The 13,767-nt window shown below is 62.3% G+C and carries 18 protein-coding genes; 17 read left to right on the top strand and 1 reads right to left on the bottom strand.

Annotated features, from left to right (window positions below; translation table 11 throughout):
• Positions 1–112 precede the first annotated feature (112 nt).
• Genes BLU75_RS12090 through BLU75_RS12065 form a run of 6 tightly spaced genes read left to right on the top strand, consistent with a single transcriptional unit; the run spans position 113 to position 5,659 of the window.
• A complete protein-coding gene (locus BLU75_RS12090; protein ID WP_084378715.1) occupies positions 113–1,060 on the top strand; it encodes a SctD/MshK family protein in 948 nt (315 codons plus the stop codon).
• Positions 1,057–1,419, top strand: a complete 363-nt coding sequence (locus tag BLU75_RS12085; RefSeq protein ID WP_165447467.1) for a hypothetical protein — start codon at positions 1,057–1,059, stop codon at positions 1,417–1,419. The genes BLU75_RS12090 and BLU75_RS12085 overlap by 4 nt, the downstream gene beginning before the upstream one ends.
• Positions 1,416–1,751: a type III secretion apparatus assembly chaperone SctY gene (sctY, locus tag BLU75_RS12080; protein WP_084378714.1), complete on the top strand. Its 336-nt coding sequence runs from the start codon at positions 1,416–1,418 to the stop codon at positions 1,749–1,751. The genes BLU75_RS12085 and sctY overlap by 4 nt, the downstream gene beginning before the upstream one ends.
• The gene (sctV, locus tag BLU75_RS12075) at positions 1,748–3,886 is read left to right on the top strand and encodes a type III secretion system export apparatus subunit SctV (RefSeq protein ID WP_373863645.1); all 2,139 of its coding nucleotides are present in this window, start codon (positions 1,748–1,750) and stop codon (positions 3,884–3,886) included. Before sctY ends, sctV begins: the two co-directional genes overlap by 4 nt.
• Positions 3,886–5,220: a type II and III secretion system protein family protein gene (locus BLU75_RS12070; protein ID WP_084378712.1), complete on the top strand. Its 1,335-nt coding sequence runs from the start codon at positions 3,886–3,888 to the stop codon at positions 5,218–5,220. Before sctV ends, BLU75_RS12070 begins: the two co-directional genes overlap by 1 nt.
• A gap of 13 nt (positions 5,221–5,233) precedes the next feature.
• Positions 5,234–5,659 carry a hypothetical protein gene (locus tag BLU75_RS12065; protein ID WP_084378711.1) on the top strand — a complete coding sequence of 142 codons (426 nt, stop codon included), beginning with the start codon at positions 5,234–5,236 and terminating at the stop codon, positions 5,657–5,659.
• Positions 5,660–5,670: 11 nt separating this feature from the next.
• On the opposite strand, the gene BLU75_RS12060 is transcribed toward BLU75_RS12065, so the two are convergent.
• Positions 5,671–6,453 carry a tetratricopeptide repeat protein gene (locus BLU75_RS12060; protein WP_084378710.1) on the bottom strand — a complete coding sequence of 261 codons (783 nt, stop codon included), beginning with the start codon at positions 6,451–6,453 and terminating at the stop codon, positions 5,671–5,673.
• A 166-nt stretch (positions 6,454–6,619) separates the two neighbouring features.
• Here BLU75_RS12060 and BLU75_RS12055 point away from each other — a divergent pair, with 166 nt between their 5' ends.
• The 11 genes from BLU75_RS12055 to sctS all read left to right on the top strand — a co-directional run bounded on the left by BLU75_RS12055 (position 6,620) and on the right by sctS (position 13,766).
• Positions 6,620–7,219 carry a type III secretion protein gene (locus BLU75_RS12055; protein WP_084378835.1) on the top strand — a complete coding sequence of 200 codons (600 nt, stop codon included), beginning with the start codon at positions 6,620–6,622 and terminating at the stop codon, positions 7,217–7,219.
• A gap of 65 nt (positions 7,220–7,284) precedes the next feature.
• Positions 7,285–7,497 (top strand): hypothetical protein, encoded by a 213-nt coding sequence (locus tag BLU75_RS12050; RefSeq protein WP_084378709.1) that lies wholly within the window; start codon positions 7,285–7,287, stop codon positions 7,495–7,497.
• A gap of 9 nt (positions 7,498–7,506) precedes the next feature.
• Entirely contained in the window at positions 7,507–7,959 is a 453-nt protein-coding gene (locus tag BLU75_RS12045) for a hypothetical protein (protein WP_084378708.1), read from the top strand.
• A gap of 4 nt (positions 7,960–7,963) precedes the next feature.
• Entirely contained in the window at positions 7,964–8,746 is a 783-nt protein-coding gene (gene sctJ, locus BLU75_RS12040) for a type III secretion system inner membrane ring lipoprotein SctJ (RefSeq protein WP_084378707.1), read from the top strand.
• The gene (locus BLU75_RS12035) at positions 8,743–9,384 is read left to right on the top strand and encodes a type III secretion protein (protein ID WP_084378706.1); all 642 of its coding nucleotides are present in this window, start codon (positions 8,743–8,745) and stop codon (positions 9,382–9,384) included. The genes sctJ and BLU75_RS12035 overlap by 4 nt, the downstream gene beginning before the upstream one ends.
• On the top strand, positions 9,381–9,974 hold the full coding sequence (sctL, locus tag BLU75_RS12030; RefSeq protein ID WP_084378705.1) for a type III secretion system stator protein SctL: 594 nt from the start codon (positions 9,381–9,383) through the stop codon (positions 9,972–9,974). Before BLU75_RS12035 ends, sctL begins: the two co-directional genes overlap by 4 nt.
• A gap of 65 nt (positions 9,975–10,039) precedes the next feature.
• Entirely contained in the window at positions 10,040–11,293 is a 1,254-nt protein-coding gene (locus BLU75_RS12025) for a FliI/YscN family ATPase (protein WP_231982670.1), read from the top strand.
• A gap of 16 nt (positions 11,294–11,309) precedes the next feature.
• Positions 11,310–11,786 (top strand): YscO family type III secretion system apparatus protein, encoded by a 477-nt coding sequence (locus BLU75_RS12020; protein WP_084378703.1) that lies wholly within the window; start codon positions 11,310–11,312, stop codon positions 11,784–11,786.
• The gene (locus BLU75_RS12015; RefSeq protein ID WP_231982645.1) at positions 11,783–12,841 is read left to right on the top strand and encodes a FliM/FliN family flagellar motor switch protein; all 1,059 of its coding nucleotides are present in this window, start codon (positions 11,783–11,785) and stop codon (positions 12,839–12,841) included. Before BLU75_RS12020 ends, BLU75_RS12015 begins: the two co-directional genes overlap by 4 nt.
• Positions 12,838–13,497 carry a type III secretion system export apparatus subunit SctR gene (sctR, locus tag BLU75_RS12010; RefSeq protein WP_084378702.1) on the top strand — a complete coding sequence of 220 codons (660 nt, stop codon included), beginning with the start codon at positions 12,838–12,840 and terminating at the stop codon, positions 13,495–13,497. The genes BLU75_RS12015 and sctR overlap by 4 nt, the downstream gene beginning before the upstream one ends.
• The gene (sctS, locus tag BLU75_RS12005; protein WP_084378701.1) at positions 13,497–13,766 is read left to right on the top strand and encodes a type III secretion system export apparatus subunit SctS; all 270 of its coding nucleotides are present in this window, start codon (positions 13,497–13,499) and stop codon (positions 13,764–13,766) included. Before sctR ends, sctS begins: the two co-directional genes overlap by 1 nt.
• Position 13,767 lies beyond the last annotated feature (1 nt).

Raw genomic sequence — 13,767 nt, 5'->3', positions numbered from 1 at the left:
CCTCATGGCTGCCTGCATGTCTGTTCGTGGTCGCGCCAAGCCTTGAAAACATGACAGCGTTATCTGCGCCTCATAGGTATTTGTCCGCAAGTCTTATTCCGGTAATACAACCATGACGGCCTTGACTTTCCTTGCCGCGGTCCCAGCCGTAGCCACTACGGGCAAAGGGCTGCCGGTGCTTGATATCACCCACGGTCTGCATCAGGGAGTTTGCTTGCCCCTGGACAAGCCCGTCTACATTCTTGGCTGTGCCGCAAATGCTGATCTGTTGCTCAGCGACGCAGGCATCGTCGAACGTCATATGGCGTTGCGTTTCAGCGCTGGCCAGGTGGCCGTCGAAGCAATTGGCGGCGACGTGTTCGTGCGCGCCCCCCATGCCCGGGAAATGCTCATTCCCGCCGGCAAGGGGCATCGTGCGCATTTGCCCGTGGATATTCGCATCGGCGAGGCCCGCCTGACCCTCAGTCGCGACACCGCATGCCTGGAGCCGATAGCGGCTCCAGCTATACCACCTGCCTGGCAGCGCAAGCTGCGGTGGATCATGGCCTTGCTGCTGATGTTTTTGTGCGTGGGCGCCTTTGCCTTCCGGGGCGAGCCGGTCTCGCCGCAGGCGTTGAACGGCGCTGACAAGGCCGCTGCGCTGGCCGTGCCCGATGAACCGACGCAGACCACCGCGCAGGCCAAGGCGTGGCTCGAACAGCAGCTTGCCAGGTCAGACCTGCACCAGATCAAGGTCAGCGAAGTCGATGGCCAGCTCAGTGCCCAGGGGACTTATGGCCCAACCCAGAAAAGCCAGTGGCTTGACGTGCAGCAAGCCTTTGATCGCCACTTCGGCCAACAGGTGATGTTGCTCCCCGGCGTGGTGGCCCGCAACGAAATCGCCAAGCCCCGTGTGCGTTTTCAGGCGGTTTGGTTCGGCGATAACCCGTATGTGATCAACGACGACGGCGAACGCCTGTTTCCAGGGGCTGCATTGGCCGACAACTGGATGCTCGAACGCATCGAGAGCCATCAGGTAATTCTCGCCCGCGGTGAAGAAAGGTTCACGCTCACCTTATGAGAATTGATCCGGGTGCGCCCTTACCGACAACCGCCGAAAGAACCCCGGCGGTAGACAGCGTCCAGCCGGCCAAGGCGCGCCAAGGTGGGCGCTTCGAGGCGGTGCTGGGTCAGCGCGCGGTGCTGGCACGCCGTTCGCTGCGTGCCGAGATTGAGCAGTCGGGCATCGTTGAGGGTATGACGGCCGAGCTGTTCGGCAGTCGCCGCTCGATGGAGATTCTCGAATACGTCTTGGACAACGTGATTCCCACCCTGGATGCCGAGCCCGACATCAAGGTGTTGGCCCATGAACTGATCAGCGAAGAAATCGCCCTGCGCCGCTTGCTCGAAGAGCAACGCGCCGAGGTGATCGAGTCATGAATCGTCAGGAACAGGACTGCGTCGATCTGCTCAAGGGCATGGGCGAGTTGTATCGCCGTAGCGGCCAGTCGCAGCGTGCCTTGGTGCTGCTGTTGATCGCCGTGCAGATGGCGCCCGGCGACACTGCGTTGCTGCGCAATCTGGTCATGGCCTTTACCGACAGCGGCCAGGCCGAGCGCGCCCTGTCGGCGCTGGACCGCTTGGTCGAACTGGACGGCGAGTCCTCTGGCCTCTGGCTGTTACGCAGCCGTGCGTTGTGGAGCGGCGGGCGCAAGAATGAGGCGCGCCAGTGTTTCAAACGTTATCTGACCGCCCGCAGAGCCGCGCAATAATGTTCTTCGACCGCCTTAACGCATTGGCTCGTATGGCCGCCCAGCGCAGCGACGTGATCGTCGTCGCCTTCATGCTGATGGCTATCGTGATGATGATTATTCCGCTGCCAACCTGGCTGGTGGATACGCTAATCGGCCTGAACATCTCGCTGAGCATCCTGATCCTTATCGTCGCCTTCTACATCAAGCACTCGGTGGAGTTCTCGGCACTGCCGCCGCTGATCCTGTTAAGCACGCTGTTTCGTCTGTCCCTGTCGATCACCACCACGCGTCTGATCCTGCTCGACGGCAACGCCGGGCACATCGTCAAGGCGTTTGGCGATTTTGTCATCGCAGGCCAGGTCGTGGTGGGGTTGGTGGTATTTCTGATCATCACCGTGGCCCAGTTCGTGGTGATCACCAAAGGTGCCGAGCGTGTGGCCGAAGTGGCGGCGCGCTTCACCCTGGATGCCATGCCAGGCAAGCAGATGAGCATCGACAACGACTTGCGCAACGGCGATATCGATCAGCATGAAGCCCGTCGTCGACGCTCGCGCCTGGAACGTGAAAGCCAGATGTTCGGTGCGATGGATGGCGCCATGAAGTTCGTCAAGGGCGATGCGATTGCCAGTCTGGTGATCCTGGCGGTCAACCTGCTGGGTGGCATGATGATCGGCATGGTCGAACGGAATATGTCGTTCGCCGATGCGGCGCACACCTATTCGCTGCTGACCGTCGGCGACGGCCTGATCGCCCAGATCCCGGCGCTGTTGATCTCGGTCGCGGCCGGCATGGTGGTGACCCGGGTCAACAGTGGCACTACCGAAGGCAACCTGGGCAGCGAGATCCTTCACCAGTTGGGTTACAGCGCCCAGGCCCTGGGCTTGACTGCTTTGATCCTGCTGGGCGTGGCGTTACTGCCGGGTTTTCCCGCCCTGGTATTTATCGGCTTGTCGGCGTTGCTGGGGGTTGCTGCATTCACGATCTACCGCCGCGACAAAGCGCCCCAACCCGAGGTTGCCGAAGGGGCCAGCGAAGTCGCGGTGCTTGCAGACGAGCCGATCGAGCAGTACGCAACCCTGGCCAAGCCATTGGACTGCCGGGTGCTGCTGAGCATCGGCCTGGAAGTGGCCCAGGTGGCGCCCGAACTGCCGCTGCGCCAGCGTATCGAAGCCTTGTGCCATGAACTTCGCGGCGACCTGGGTATCGAGGTGCCGGTGCCGGACATCTACATCGATCGCAATCTGCCCGCCAATGGCTTCGTGGTCGAGCTCGAGGGCGTGCCGATCAGCGAGGGCGAGATACCGGTCGGTTGCTTGATGCTCAAGGACGATCTGGTGCACGTACAACTGCTGGAAATCCATGCGTTGGAGGCACCGTCGCCGTTGCACAGTCGCCCGGCGCAATGGATTGAGCGTGCTCATCAGGGGCTACTGGAGGAGGCCGGTATCGGGTTTCTCAGCGTCGCTGAAGTCCTGCGAGCCATCCTCGAGCGCAGCCTGCGCCGTAATGCGGCGAGCTTTCTGGGCATTCAGGAAACCCGCAGGATTCTGGAACGCATGGAAGCCAGCTATGACGAGTTGATCAAGGAAGTACTGCGCAACGTGCCCTTGCAGCGTCTGGCGGAAACCCTGCGTCTGTTGGTCGCGGAGGGTGTGTCGATCCGCAACCAGCGTGCCTTGCTCGAAGCCATGGTCGAGTGGGGCGCCCGCGAGCCGGATGCCGCGCGCCTGGCCGATCACCTGCGCGCCAGTCTGGCGCGGCAGATCAGCCACCAGTACGCCGACCGTAACCGTGTCATCACCGCCTTTGTGCTGACCCCCGCGGTTGAAGAACAGTTGCGTGCTTATCTGCGCCGAGCCGACAACCCACGCGAGTTGCTCAACGAGCATGCCAGCCGGTCATTGCTGACCCAATTGCGTACCGTTTGCGGGCACCTGGCCGAGGGTAATCGCAGTGTCCTGTTGGTACACCCCGATTTGCGTCGCAGCCTGCGTCGGCTGGTGGTGCGTGGCGAGCTGGAGTTGGCGGTGCTGTCGTTCCGCGAGCTGGCCGGTGAGTACAACCTGCAGGCCATCGGCTCCATCAGCTTGACTGAAATTACCGACCGCCGGACAGCCGGTGGTGCTTCCCTTACTTCAATGGCGACTGCTTAATGATGTGTTTTGCGCCGTTGCGTGTGCCTGTGTATTTCGGTTTCTGGATCGCCCTTGCGTCAGTCGTACTGCTGCCGCAACTGGCGCGTGCGCAGGTTATCGCCTCGGGCAGCAGGGCCACCCTGGATCTGGCTCAGGGCGAAGGTCGCATCCTGCATTTCCAGGACCCGGTCGAGTCGGTGCTGGTTGCAGAGCCTGGCATCGCTGATCTGCAGGTGGTTTCGCCTGGTGTGATCTATGTGTTCGGTAAGACGCCAGGGCAAACCAGCCTGATTGCCCTGAGCGCCGAGGGTGAAGAGCTGGCCAGCCTGAGTCTGGCAGTCAATCGTGGCACCCAGGCAGTGACCCGGCCGTTGCGGGACCTGCACTCCGGGAGCAATGTCCAGGTGAGCGCCGTCGGCAATCGCATGGTGACCCGCGGCATGGTCAACAGCGTCGGCGAAGCAACCGACCTCAACAGCCTGCTCGACACTGAAGGCCAGGACTTTGGCTCAGTCCTCAACACGACGTCCTACTCAGGCTCGGCCCAGGTCAACCTGCGGGTGCGCTTCGCCGAAGTCTCGCGCTCGGAATTGTTGCGCTACGGTGTGAATTGGAATGCCCTGTTCAACAACGGCACCTTTTCTTTTGGCCTGTTGACTGGCGGCGCACTGGCGTCCGGCGCGGCTGCTGGCGCATCCAATGTGGTCAGCGCCGGCTTGGCTTCGGGTAACGTCAACATCGATGCGATGCTCGAAGCGTTGCAAAGCAATGGCATCCTGGAAATCCTCGCCGAACCCAATATCACCGCCATGACCGGCCAGACAGCCAGCTTCCTGGCCGGAGGCGAGGTCGCGGTGCCGGTGCCGGTCAACCGCGACACGGTAGGGATCGAATACAAACCCTACGGTGTTTCGCTGATGTTCAACCCGACCCTGCTGCCCAACGGTCGCATCGCCCTGCAAGTGCGCCCGGAAGTCAGCAGCCTGATGGGCTCCAGCACCGTGTCAGTCGGCGGCTATCAGGTCCCGTCGTTCCGGGTGCGGCGTGCCGATACCCGGGTCGAGGTTGGCAGCGGCCAGACCTTCGCCATTGCCGGATTGTTCCAGCGCGAGAGTACCCAGGACATCGAGAAAGTGCCGATGCTGGGCGAGATGCCGATCCTCGGCAATCTATTCCGCTCCAAGCGCTTTCAGCGCAACGAAACCGAATTGGTGATCCTGATCACTCCGTATCTGGTAGAGCCGGTTCGCACACGCGCCCTGGCCACGCCGCTTGATGTCCAGCTCACGGGCGCGAGCAACACGTCTGGCGGACCGCGCAGCAGCGACATGTTTGGTTTCTACATCAATTGAGCCAGGAGCGAGTATGAACCTTCAATCGTCTCACCTGCCCCTGACCGCTCTGTTGTTCGGCGTGCTGTGGCTACTGACTGCCTGCAAGACTCAGCTTGATCCGGTGAGCTATTCGCCAGACTACCAAGCCTTCATCCGTGCCGATGATCGCATTGAGCGGGTGCCGGTGGCGTGCCTCGAACCACCGGTCGAAGACAGCTTCTATACCGATGCTGGGAGCTATTCGCGCCTGCTGCCGCCGGGTTGCGCGAATAACCTGATACTGCTGCAGATGGTCGAGCAGCCTTCGGATCTGATCGAGGGCCGGGCGACTGGCCCCACCATGGCCGCGCCGGTTGGCCGGGCAGCCCAGGTCTACATCGAAGGTTACGATCGCGAAGAGCTGCGTCGGCGGTTGGCCGAGCAGCAGGCCAAGGCCGACAAGCAGGAGGGTCAATGAAGCATTCTGGCTCAGCGGCTGCCGACCAGCCCCAGCTCATGGGCCTGGATCACCGGGTCTTGGATGGCCTTGATGCGTCGGGCCTCGGTCAGCAACCGGGTGTATTGCTGGGGCGTGATGTCTTCCAGATTCTGGGTCTTGAGATCCTTTTCGCGGCCGCTCAACACCATGACCAGCAGGGCGTTGCGTTGGTGGCTGGCCTGGGCGCGGGGCGACTCGCGTACCGCCTTGATGGTTTGCAGCGCCCGTTGCGGCTGGCCGCCCAAGGCGTAGGCGAGTGCCAGGTTGCATTGGGTATCCAGGTTGGTGGGGACCAGGACCAGGCTTTGGGCGAACGCCACCTGGGCCGCCGCTGGCTGGCCACGCAGCATCTGCGCCACCCCCTGGCGGTTGAACGCTTCGGGGGAAGCGTTGCCCGCGCTGGCCTGGGTCAGGGAGGTGATTGCCCGCTCCAGTTTGCCCTGGTGCAGTTGGGCAGTGCCGACGCCGAGCAATGCCGCGACACTTTCGGGGTTGCGCTCCAGCGCTTGCTGATAGGCGCGCTCGGCGGCACGCGCATCGCCGGTTGCCAGGCGCGCCTCGCCCAGCTTCAACCAGGCCTCGATCTGGGCGTCCGGTTCCTGGCTGGCTTTTTCGTACAAGGCCGCGGCAGATCCTGCATCACCGCGTTGTTGCAGGTCGCCGGCCAGTTGCATGTAGCGCTGGTAGCTGCCATCGGAGTTTGGCTGGTTGGCGCAGGAAGCAAGAATGACGCTGGCAAGCAACAACGATGTGTAGGCAAAACGATTTGGCATGAACAGAGCTCTTTCGGCGGATTTTGCAGGGGACAAAACCAAGGAGTGTTGACTTCTCAGACCCGACAGGTTGCCCGACGTTTAAGTCATCTTCTTGACATGATCCGTAAACATGCACGTTTTTTTGTTGGTTCGTGCCATCCGGCCGGTCGCGGGGAGCAATTGCATGCGTAACCTGAAACTGGCTGCTATCGGTCTGGCGCTGGTGATGGCGGCGTTTAACTCGCTGGCCGCCAGTCCAACTGACGCGGATCCCACCGGCCAGCAGCCGAGCTGGTTCACTCGGCCCTATGCCTATGTGCTGGTCGAGCAGAATGTGCGCGACGCGCTGGAAGAGTTCGGCCACAACATGGGCCTGACCGTGGTCATGTCGGACAAGGTGCGCGGCCAGTCGCGTAGCCGGGTACGCGCTGAAACTGCTGGGGATTTCCTCACGGCGCTGTGCGACTTCAACGGCCTGGCCTGGTACTTCGACGGCAATGTGCTTTACCTCTCCTCCGACACCGAAACCGGTACGCGAATATTCAAGGTCCAGGGTCGGCAACTGGAGCAATTACAGGATTACGTCGCCAGCCGGGATGTCTATGGCAAGCCTATGTCAGTGCGTGCCGGGCCCGATGGCGATGAGTTGTTCATCTCCGGACCACCGGCCTGGCTGGCCATGATTGGGCAGTACCACGACCAGCAACTTACGTCGACGCCGATGGCGGCGACCCGCGAGCGCGGCGTGCGTGTATTTAGGGGCGGTGCAGTGACACAAGAATGAAAGCACGCGCCTGTAGGCTCAATTATCCGTTCGATCTTTCATCAATCCAGTAAAGGAGAGTCACCATGTCAGTTACCCCCATCAGCGAAAACAACGCTGTTACTGCCACCTCCGAAGCGCAGTTCAATGCCGCTGTAGACAACGCCAAGAGCGAACTGAGCGATGCAGAACTCACCGAGGCCCTGATCACTCAGGCCGTCACTATCGGGGGGCAGTTCATCATCATGCCGCGTGCCCAGGAAATCCTCAACGAAGCCCAGTCGGACGACGACGAATAGGTCCACGCCATGACTGTAAGTCTCGCCGCAATCGCCACGGCGGCCCAGCCGCCGTCGGGAGGGCAGGTCGATCTGCAGGCCTCCCAGAATCTGTTCGAGCACATGACTGACAACGCCAAGGGCATGCCTGCCGGGGCCGCCCCGCAGCAAATCGGCGAAGGCTTGATGGAGCGCCTGAACGGTTTTATCGACCGTTCGCAAAACTTCGCCAAGCGTGCCGATGCGCTGACTAATGGGCCGATGGCTGGCAGCGCCGTGGCGCCTGCCGGCAACCAACAACTCGCGTCGCTACCCACGGGTGCCGGAGCGGGCGAGCCGGCAAAAAAGGTCGCAGATCAACAGATCGACCACATCGTCCAGTCACTGGGCCGCATGTTCGATTACTCCATTGAAACTCAGATGGTCGTTCGTGGCGCGACGCAGATTTCCGGCGCAGCCAACACGCTCTTGAAAGGTCAATAAAGCCATGTTCCGCCGTTGCCATGCCATGCGCCTGATGATTGTTCTTACCTTTGCCAGCTTGCTGCAGGGCTGCGATATCGACCTGTACACCAACCTCAGCGAACGCGAGGCCAATGCCATGGTCGCAGTGCTGTTGCGCGATGGTGTGCCGGCCTCTCGCAAGGTCCAGGAAAACGGTCAGCTCACCGTGGTTGTGGACGAGACGCGCTTTGCCGAGGCCATGAGCCTGCTCGAGGAGGCTGGCTTGCCGGGCCAGACCTTTTCTAACATGGGGGCCGTGTTCAAGAATAATGGCCTGGTATCTTCCCCGGTGCAGGAAAGGGCGCAGATGGTCTATGCGCTCAGTGAAGAACTCTCGCACAGCGTTTCGCTGATCGACGGTGTGGTCTCTGCCCGGGTGCATGTGGTGTTGCCCGACAATGACCTGCTCAAACGAGTGATTTCCCCGTCGTCGGCTTCAGTGCTGGTGCGCTACGACCCCAATACCGACATCAACCCGTTGATCCCGCAGATCAAAACTCTGGTGGCCAACGGCATTTCCGGTTTGAGTTACGAAGGTGTCTCGGTCACTGTGATCAAAGCCGCGTCCGTCAGCAGTCGCGCCGATGCACAGCCGCGCCTGGCCAGCTTCCTGGGTATATGGATCCTCGAAGACAACCTGACCCGTGCATGGATGTTGTTCGCAGTCCTGTTGCTGGCCGTGCTGTCGATGGCCGGCGTGTTGGGCTGGCAATACTGGCAGCGTCGTTCCTCCCAAGCCTTGTATGCGCTGGAGGAAGTTAAATGAGTGAGGCCGTGTTGCAGCAATGGCAGGAGCTGATCGAGCAGCCACTGGATTTCGTCGGCACACACTCTCTTGCGGCGTGCTTTGCGGATACCCTCGGCAGCGAGCAACTGGGTGCGTTGCGCACACAGCCGCGTTTCCAGGCGCGTTTGTTGCGTTTGCTGCTCAGCAGTCATGAACTGCAAGCCCCCGATCGCCTGCCACTGCCCGATGCCGTCGATCTGCCGGTCCTGCTGCTGCCCCCCAAAGCCTTCCAGCGTTTGCCGCGCCTGTGTGGCGCGATCCTGCATAGCACTACCCTGAGCCGCGAAATCCGTGGCGATGCAGTCAACCAATTGCGCGATTTGCTGGGCAGCGATGTGTTTGCCTTGGCGTTGGCAAACCGTGCCTTGGGCAGCAGCGCCGACTTACTGCGCCAGCCGGCCGAACTGCTTGAAACCATCGACCGCGATGGCGCCCGATGTATAGCCGCCTGGCTGCAGGCGCAGCCCGCCAGTCTGCGGCCTTGGCTGTGCCTGCGTTTTGCCGAGCTGCAAGCCGAGGGCGAGCCCGAGACTCGTGCACCTGCGGCGAATGCCCTGGCCATTGTGCGCAGCGCCGCGTCGAATCTCCAACAGCTTGAAGAGCAGGGCGCCCGATGAGCGAACTCCCAACCCGTCCTGCCGTCCGCATCCTGCGCGCCGAGCAGGCTGACCTGTGGATCGACGGTTACGCCTTCCTGCAGGCCGCCCGTGACCAGGCCGAGGCCATCCGGCAAGACAGCGAGCGCTGGTTGCAACAAGCCCATGCCGAAGGGTTTGAAAGTGGTCGCCAGGAGGGTGCCGAACAGGTCAGCGCGCTGCTGGGCGAAACCTCGCTGAAGGTCGATGCCTGGCTGGCCGGGCTGGAAACGTCCCTGGCTGACCTGGCGCTGGGCATTGTGCGCGAAATCCTCGATGACATGAACGATGCCGAGCGTGTGGTGCGCTGCACCCGCAAGGCGTTGGGGGCATTCCGCCAGGACCAGGCCTTGACCCTGTTTGTCTCGCGCCAGGACGCCGAAGCCGTGCGCCAGCAGCTCAAGCTGCAAGCGCGTGAGCTGCCGGCGATTGCCGTAGAGCCGGACGATCGCTTGCAAGGTGGTCAGGCACGCTTGAGCAGCCCGGTAGGTTCGGTAGAACTGGGACTCGAAGCCCAGTTGCTCAATCTGCGCCGCAACCTGCTGCCGTTTGCCGACGAGGCACAGCCGTGAGCGTGATCCCCCATGATTTGCTGCCGCGCCTGGCCGAACGCTTGGTCAATGCCCGGCCGCGCCCCATGAAAGGCACCATCCGCAGTATCCGCGGCGTGCTGCTGCGCGCCAGCGTTGCCGGTGTGCACATTGGCGAACTGTGCCAACTGCGCGAACCCGGCAGCGGCCGCAGCCTGGCTGCCGAAGTCATCGGCTTCGAGGATGACGAGGCGATCCTTTCGCCCATCGGTTCGATGGACGGGTTGTCGACCCGTACCGAAATCATCGCCACCGGCGAGACCCTTGGGGTGAGCGTCGGCGATGCGCAGTTGGGCCGGGTGATCAGCCCCATGGGTGAGTTTCTCGATGGCAGTCCGCCGTTGGGTGGGTTGCTGCGTTATCCCTTGCATGCCGAGCCTCCCGCGCCGTTCAGCCGTCAACTGATCGCCCACCCGATGTCCTTGGGGGTGCGCAGCATCGACGGCCTGCTGACTCTGGCCCAGGGTCAGCGCATGGGCATCTTCGGTGAACCGGGGGTGGGCAAGTCGTCGCTGCTGGCCAGCATCGTGCGCAATACCAATGCCGAGGTGATCATCATCGCCCTGATCGGTGAGCGAGGCCGTGAGGTGCGTGAACTGCTCGATGTGCAGATGGGCGCCGAGGCCCGGCGGCGTACCGTTGCCGTGGTCGCCACCTCCGACCGCCCGGCCGCCGAGCGGGTACGTGCCGCCTTCGTTGCCACCGCGTTGGCCGAATATCACCGTGACCAGGGCCGCCACGTGCTGTTGCTGATGGATAGCCTGACCCGCTTTGCCCGAGCCCAGCGCGAAATCGGCCTGGCGGTGGGCGAGCCGCCGACCCGTCGCGGTTACCCGCCGTCCTTCTTCTCGGCCTTGCCGCGCTTGCTTGAACGCGCCGGCCCCGGCGAGACCGGCAGCATCACCGGATTGTATACGGTGCTTACCGAAGGCGACGCCTCGATGGACCCGGTGGCCGAGGAAACCCGCTCAATCCTCGACGGGCACATCGTGCTCAGCGCCGACCTGGCGCAACGCAACTTTTTCCCGGCGGTGGATGTGCTGCAAAGCCGTAGCCGACTGATGGACCAGGTGTGTGGCGACGAGCAGCGCCACCTGGCCATGCGTATGCGCGAGCTGATGGCGCGGCGCAACGAGATCGAAATGCTGATCCGCGTCGGCGAATACGCGGCCGGGAGCGACCCGCTGGCCGACGAGGCGATTGCGCGGCATGCCGCTATCGAAGCGTTCTTGCGCCAAGGCGCCAACGAGCCAAGCAGCCCCGATGAAACCCTGAAACACATGCGCAGGGTTATGGCATGACAACCCTGGAGGCCCGATGAAAACCAATGACATGCGCAACCTTCAAGCCTTGCGCCAGTTACGTGAACAACGTGCGTCCAGCCAACTGGTCGCCCAGCAGCAGCTCTGCCGGGAAACCCACGTGGCCCTGGACGACGCCAAGGAAAAGCTGCGCCTGCATCGTGAGGCCCTGGCCCGCGAAGCCGAGCGCATCTTCGGACTGATCAGCCAAGGCGTGTCGGTCAGCGACTGGCAGGCGGCCCAGGACCACTTGGAGGCGTTGTACGAGGGCGGTCAGAGAAAGCTGGAAGTGAGCGTCGGCGAAGTGGCCCGCACTCTGGAAGCCCACGAGCACACGCGTGAAGTGTTCCGGGTGGCCCATGTGGCCCGACAGCGCCAGAGCGAAGCCTGCGACACGCTGCTCGACGGCCGCGAGCGCCTCGAGCAGCGTGTCGACGAACACCGCCTGGAGGCCGACGAAATTCCTCGGGTTGCCACTGGAGGGCGTACGTGAACTGTCGCCAGGACTCATCCTGGACACCTTTTGTCGAGCAACTGCCTTCTGTCGACCGCCGATGGTTGGACGTGCACAACCGCCTGCATCGCAACCGCGAAGCCTGGCATGGTGAATGTGCAGGCCAGGCCATCGGTGTTCACTGGTGCTCCGTTGCCGAGCCTGACGCCACGGCGATTGAACTGTTGCTGGGGCTGGGCGAAGAGGGCGATGCCTCGGCTATCAGGCTGCACCTGCCAACGCCGGCGCTGCACGTTCTGGGTGTGCCCGTTGCCCTGGACGTGCAGACCTTGCCTGGGGCAATGCTGCTGGAGCTGGCGCTGCTGAGCCTGATCGAACCCCTGGAGCACCTGACCGGGCAAACCCTCCATTTGATTGACCGCACCGACCCGACCCATGCCGTCCTGGCCGCGCAACCCTGCCCGTTGCATCTGGCAACCCGGGTTGAACTCGGCGGTTCGTCGATGCCTGTAGCGCTGCACCTGAGCGCCAAGGCCGGCGAACAGATCGCGCAATGGCTCGACCAGCATGCATTGCCGGCTCCCCATGCACTGACAGACCTGCGTCTGTGGCTGGCGGTCGAGGCCGGCGAAGCCGAGCTGAGCGTCGACGAGCTGTACAGCCTCAACCCTGGTGACGTGGTGATGCTCGATCCTTGGCCCACGGCTCAGGTGCGGCTGCTGTTGAACCAGCGTCTGTACGCCCGGGCTGGCCAGGACGGCACCACGCTGAAACTGCTTGAAACACCGATGTGCGTCAACTTTCCCAAGGAATTCTCTGTGAGCGAAGCACCCACCATGAATGAAGCACCGGACGGGCGGAGCCTGGATTCGTGTCTGGACGAGTTGCCGCTGAAACTGGTCTGCCAGGCCGGCAGCGTCGAATTGACCCTGGCGCAACTGCGCGAACTGGGCGAGGGCAGCCTGCTGTCGTTCACCGAGCAACGCCAGGACAGTGTCGACCTGATGGTCAACGGACGTCGCGTCGGCCAGGGACAACTGGTCAAGATCGGTCCCGGTCTCGGCGTACGTGTGTTGAGTATCACCACATCATGAATGGCTACCAGCCCAACTTGATTGAAATCATCGTGGTCGTCGCCACCATCGGTTTGATTCCGCTGGCGGTGGTGACCCTGACCGGTTTCATGAAAATCTCCGTGGTGCTGTTCCTGATCCGTAACGCCCTGGGCGTGCAACAGACACCGCCCAATATGGTGCTGTACGGCATCGCCCTGATCCTGTCGGTCTACGTCACCACACCGTTGATCGGGGACATGTACCGGCAGGTACAGGGCCGCGATCTCAACATCGAGAGTATCGAGCAGCTTACCGCCTTCGGCGATGCACTGAGGCCGCCATTGCAGGAGCACCTTGCGCGCTTCGCCAACGAAAGCGAGCGCGGTTTTTTTATCAAGGCCACTGAAACCATCTGGTCCCCCGAAGCCCGGGCCGACCTGCGCGACGATGATCTGGTGGTGCTGGTGCCGGCCTTCGTCAGCTCCGAGCTGACCCGTGCGTTCGAAATCGGTTTTCTGCTGTATGTGCCGTTTCTGGTGGTGGATTTGCTGGTGGCCAATGTGCTGATGGCCATGGGCATGTCCATGGTCTCACCGACGCTGATCTCCATACCGCTGAAGCTCTTTCTTTTTGTCGCCTTGAGCGGCTGGTCGCGCTTGATGCATGGCCTGATTCTCAGCTATGGGGGGGCATAATGGGCCAGGATGTCTTTCTTTCATTGATGAATCAGGCGCTGATGACGGTGCTGCTTCTGTCCGCCCCGGCGCTGGCTGTCGCGATTGTCGTGGGCTTGGGAGTGGGTTTGCTGCAGGCCCTGACCCAGATCCAGGACCAGACCCTGCCACAGGCGGTCAAGCTGGTGGCGGTGCTGCTGACGATCGTGTTCGTTGGGCCGCTACTGGCCAGCCAGGTGATTGAACTGGGTAACCAGGTGCTGGACAACTTCCCGTTGTGGACGCGCTGAA

It is taken from the genome of Pseudomonas mucidolens (assembly GCF_900106045.1).
In the GTDB taxonomy this organism is placed as follows: Bacteria; Pseudomonadota; Gammaproteobacteria; order Pseudomonadales; family Pseudomonadaceae; genus Aquipseudomonas; species Aquipseudomonas mucidolens.
This window is presented reverse-complemented; position numbering and strand designations above follow the sequence as displayed.